4 protein-coding genes are annotated in these 3,936 nt (G+C 42.7%); 3 read left to right on the forward strand and 1 reads right to left on the reverse strand.

Annotated elements, in window-relative coordinates; genetic code table 11:
• The 3 genes from PHG53_10380 to PHG53_10390 all read left to right on the forward strand — a co-directional run.
• A partial coding sequence (locus PHG53_10380) for a hypothetical protein (GenBank protein ID MDD5382024.1) occupies positions 1-1,073 on the forward strand: 1,073 nt, incomplete at its 5' end.
• A 362-nt stretch (positions 1,074-1,435) separates the two neighbouring features.
• Positions 1,436-1,810, forward strand: coding sequence for a hypothetical protein (locus PHG53_10385; protein MDD5382025.1), 375 nt, complete (start codon positions 1,436-1,438; stop codon positions 1,808-1,810).
• A gap of 477 nt (positions 1,811-2,287) precedes the next feature.
• Entirely contained in the window at positions 2,288-3,277 is a 990-nt protein-coding gene (locus PHG53_10390; GenBank protein MDD5382026.1) for a hypothetical protein, read from the forward strand.
• A 476-nt stretch (positions 3,278-3,753) separates the two neighbouring features.
• On the opposite strand, the gene PHG53_10395 is transcribed toward PHG53_10390, so the two are convergent.
• Positions 3,754-3,936: hypothetical protein (locus tag PHG53_10395; protein ID MDD5382027.1), on the reverse strand; the 183-nt coding region annotated here is incomplete at its 5' end.

Raw genomic sequence — 3,936 nt, forward strand, 5'->3', positions numbered from 1 at the left:
CACTTGGAGCAGAAGAGCCGAACCAAGCTGTAAGAATTATTCCAGATGAGGAAGTGCCGGCAATTCTTGAACTGATAGCTAATGCCATCCGCGGGAATTACGAGCAAATCAAAACTTGGTCTGGAGAAATTAACAAAAAAATAACTTGGGTGCATACCGGGTCCTTAGCTGAAGACCTTTTTAGAAACGCTACGAATGCTAAAGGAGAGGCGCCCAAAGCTATTCTTCAAAAGGCAGAAGACAAGATTACTTTTGCAGTTGATGCAAACAAGAGCCTTGTCTATGTTGATACTTTACGAGATAAGCCCAGTAATTACTTTAACTATAATACCGGGGACAATGTGGGAAACAGTGGGCCTATCCCGATTTGGTCGACTATAATTGCCACACCAGATTGTTTGTTAAAAGGGGATGCATACAGTTTTGAAAAAGGAACTGGCGGCGTGCTCCACAAAAGGGCAGAAAAAAAATCTTCGAAACGTGAGCCGCAAGGTGATTTATATGAAGGCAGGTATGATCCGAGGAAAGCGTTTTTTGCGGAAGCAGGTGTTACCTGGAATACTTTGGAGTCATTAATCAAAAAAATCAATAAGTACGGGAAAATAGAGTTTGATGGTTACAGATTCAAAATAGAAGAGCACAAGAAAGGTGATAATATCGAATATAAAATCATAGAGCCGGCGGTAGTGAACATTGAGCGAAGCAGGCCTGAGCACTATGCAATATTAACCATGGTGTTTTCCAGCCGAGACGGCTTCAATATGACATACTGGGATGCCGCTACTGGCAGTGGTGTGGTATTTCAAAAACATACCTGGGAGTACGAGCTCGTAGACGGTATCTATTTGCCCAGGAGGAGAATAATAAAAATTTACGACCCCAATGGGACAGTAACTGATGAATATGACTCTACTTACAAAAATAATAAAGTAAATCAGGAAATCTCCCCCGAAACGTTTACTTATAAAAATCTCGGTTTGAAAGACGGCGATAAGTTCGTCGATAAAATCGCAGGCAAGGAGTATAAATTCCAAGACGCCAATCTTGTTTTCGTTGCAGATGTAAACAAATAGTTTTCTCTTCGCCTCAGAGGGAGGCTGTTTTCGTCTTCAGCGGAGGCTTTCTAAGCACTTTTACAAGTTAATAATGAAGAATTAGACACCGTTCTGTTGGCGGGATGGAAGGAGCGAACAAATGAGGATAAATCTGCCGGCAATCTTTTTAATTTGCTTATCTTTAAGCATACCGGCTTTGGCTGGTTCCCCTACTTGTCCTTCTTGTGAGTATTGGGATCCGTATTTACACCGCTGTGTCCCCAAAGAGTGCGGCACCTGCCAATCTTGCGTGAGCGGCAGCTGTCGATTATGCGGCGGTAATCCTGACAAATTCTGCTGCTGTAACTCCTGCGTGCCGAAGGGCCAATGTCTAAGCTGCGTTGGCGGCGGCTGCAAAGAATGCGGCGGCGATCTTAACCAGCGCTGTTGCGGCGGCACATGCCGTAATATTAATACTCAAAATTGCTGCCCCCGCCTTGATGGAAGCCTCTATATATGCGACGCTAATAAAACCTGCTGCAATGGCTCTTGTTGCAAGCCGAATCTATGCGAAAGTTGCGTGGGTGGCGAATGTAAAGTATGCGAAGGCAATCCTGATATGGCCTGTTGTAATGGCGACTGCTATAACATTTATAATCTTCAATGCTGCGGTGACTTTCTATGTGAAATCGGTAAAGAATGTTGCCCCGGCCCTACAGGCCATTCCTGCTGCGACCCGGCCAATTGCGAAACCTGCATGGATGGCGAATGTGTAGTTTGCAACGGAGATCCTACTAAGTGCTGCATAAACGGGGAATGTAAAGATCCCATATGTGGTAATTGTCACTCAATTAGTGACACTGCATTCGAGTGTGGACATTATATAGATAGTACTACTTGTGCTTCTGACTGGTGTATCATCGACGAATTAAATACCGCAACCTGCGATTACCACCCTGATTCTACCTGTCCTTCCAACTGTAAAGTAAATGCAGTGCCCGGGCAACCGGCGGTACTGCAGAGCAAGGTTGACTTGAATTTTCCTAATTGTCTGACCGGCGGAGAACCTGTACAATATGAAGAATGGCATAAAACTTATCAGGGTTGTGGGACTTGTTCAATAGGAAATTGGCAAACTTCTTGCGAGACGTTTGGTTGCCCAGGTCCCATAGTAGCTACGTATCCTAGAGGATCAAAGATGGAGTGTGCGGGAGAAAATTGTCCATAAAATATTCTAAAAAGGAGATGAACAAATGAACATTATTAAAATATTCAGGGTTCAACAACTGCTATTGTTGTACAGTTTAACAATATCAGTTTTACCAGATTGTTATGCATCTGAACTAACAGGCGCTGAAATACTTAATTCATTTAAGAATCGTGATGGTTTTCTAAAATCCGAAATTCCCAAATTGGCAACTTTCAAGATGGTTACTCATGCTTCAATGTTTGACCCGAATCAGGGCCAGATGTTAAAGGATTGTGCCGTAACCTGGGAGGGGGACAATGTAAAAATGAAGATAGTTTATGATTATCTTCATGACCCTGTTTACGTTCCGCCCGGTACAGGAAGATATGCCTATCAATCGATAGATTACGATAAAGATAGACGCCTTATTGTCTGGAGGTATTTAGAAACATACATAATCTCTACTTCCGAAAAAACAGAGGTCTTAGATAAGCTACAAAGGCTAAATGTCTCTCCAGATGGTAGTATTGAAAAAGCTGAAAGTATTTCTACCGCGAAGCACGTTTACCACACGAAAAGTGGCATCTCTTCTGGAGAATTCAAATATTTTTTATTAGCTTCCGGATTAGGTTTTTCAGATTTTATTGAGGCCAACGATATTAATTTAGCAAAGTTGCCGGATACAAAATTCATCGAAGTCAATTCTCGTGGGAATTTTGGAAAAGATTCAAAGGGGATATGGAAATTGGATGTGGACCCAAATTCGGATTTCTTCGTAAGAAATGCTTCATATACATTCGACGGGATGAATCGACCATCAAAGGTAGTATCAACATCTGATATTGTTAAAAAGAACGGTCTTGAATATGCTCGTGAAGGGCGTATTGTTTTTAGTGATTCTACTGTAAGGGACTATATGAACATTGATATTTCTATAGCTGATAACAAACAATTACGTCAAGAAGTTGAGCGGATTATGGGATCGCCTCTTCCATCCGGTTCTGAAATAATTGATTTCAACGAAGGAAAGCCTACTCGTATGAAAATAAAATGATTCTGGAGGCCCAAAAAGTTCTTCATCATCTCAAGGAATATAAGTACCAGGATGCTAATCTCGTTTTCGTCGCAGATGTAAACAAATAATTCACCAATGCATTGGGAATGTACAAGGCTCAAGATAGTAGCTGTGAATTAAAATACAACACCGCTTATTATCTAGACTGCATAGATAGCGGCTGCCTGTTATGCGGCGGCGATCTTAACCAGCGCTGTTGCGGCGGCACATGCTATAATATTAAAACTCATAACTGCTGCCCCGGCGTAACTAAAAATTATATATGTAACCTATATGAAAAATGCTGCTATGGCTCCTGCTGCGACCCGAACCAGTGCGAGGATTGTAACAAAACGTCCGGCGCTTGTGAAAGCAGGTGTAAGCCGGAAATGTGCCAAGAATGCGACGGCAATGGAAACTGCATATCAAAATGCGACCCGGCCAACTGCGAAACCTGTGTGGATGGCGAATGTGTATCATCTTGCGATTCTGCTGATTGCGAAGAATGCGACGGCAGCGGAAACTGTGTGGTCTGCGACGGCAATCCTACCAAATGCTGTATAAATGGTGAATGTGTAGACAAATGTGAGGGAGATGGAGAATGTTGCCCCGAGGGTTTGTCTTGTTGTGGTACTCAATGCTATGATCCTTCGACGCAG

It is taken from the genome of Phycisphaerae bacterium (genome assembly GCA_028714855.1).
GTDB lineage: Bacteria > Planctomycetota > Phycisphaerae > Sedimentisphaerales > Anaerobacaceae > CAIYOL01.